The following is an 896-nucleotide window of genomic DNA, read 5'->3' as shown; positions in this document are numbered from 1 at the left end:
GAAAAGAGGGAAGAAGGAGACGACGGCAAAGTTGTAGTGACGCAAGAAAACAGCAAGATCACATCACTTGCGGCTGGCTCTATAGTATCAGGCTCGAGTGATGCAGTAACTGGTGGACAGATTTATGAACTGCAAAAACAGTTTGCTGGCTATTTTGGTGGTGGTGCTGGTTATAATGAGAAAGGCGAATGGCAAGCTCCAAACTATAACTTATCTAGTATTGATAAAGATGGTAAGGTAACAGATAAATCACATACCGATGTTGGTTCTGCCTTTAAAGGACTTGATGATAATATCAAGACTGTGAACGCTCGCATTAAGGAAGTTTCAGAGGGAGTTGCACAAGATTCTTTATCATGGAGCAAGACTGAAGGTGCTTTTGTTGCCCTGCATGGGGAAGGTGATAACAGAAAAGCAAGTAAGATCACATCGCTTGCAGCTGGCTCTATAGCATCAGGCTCGAGTGATGCGGTTAATGGTGGTCAGATTTATTCATTGAATCAGACTCTAGCAAAGTATTTTGGTGGTGATGCTAAGTATGAAGATGACGAATGGAGCGAACCAACTTTCACGCTTAAAACCTACAATGCAGATGGTACGGAAGGTGATCCACAGGAGCATCATAATGTAACGGAAGCCTTTGCAGGAATTGATAAGAATTTCACAAATGTCGTCAATGATTTTAAAGAACAAGTCACGAACATCACAGAATCTATGCAAGGCGATGCGCTGTTGTGGAATGAAAGTGCAAAAGCCTTTGTAGCTAAGCATGGAGAAAAAGACGGTGAGAAGACAAACAGCAAGATCACATCGCTTGCAGCTGGTTCTATAGCATCAGGCTCGAGTGATGCGGTTAATGGTGGACAGATTTATGATCTGAATCAGTCGCTAGCAAA

1 pseudogene is annotated in these 896 nt (G+C 42.6%); it reads left to right on the top strand.

The window, feature by feature from the left end:
- Nucleotides 1-896, top strand: a pseudogene (locus ACFIK8_RS10455) (adhesin); the annotation flags it as partial.

The sequence above is a fragment of the Bartonella sp. MR168JLCBS genome (assembly GCF_042194175.1).
Note: the sequence above shows the minus strand (reverse complement) of the source record. Positions and strands in the feature narration are given on the sequence as shown.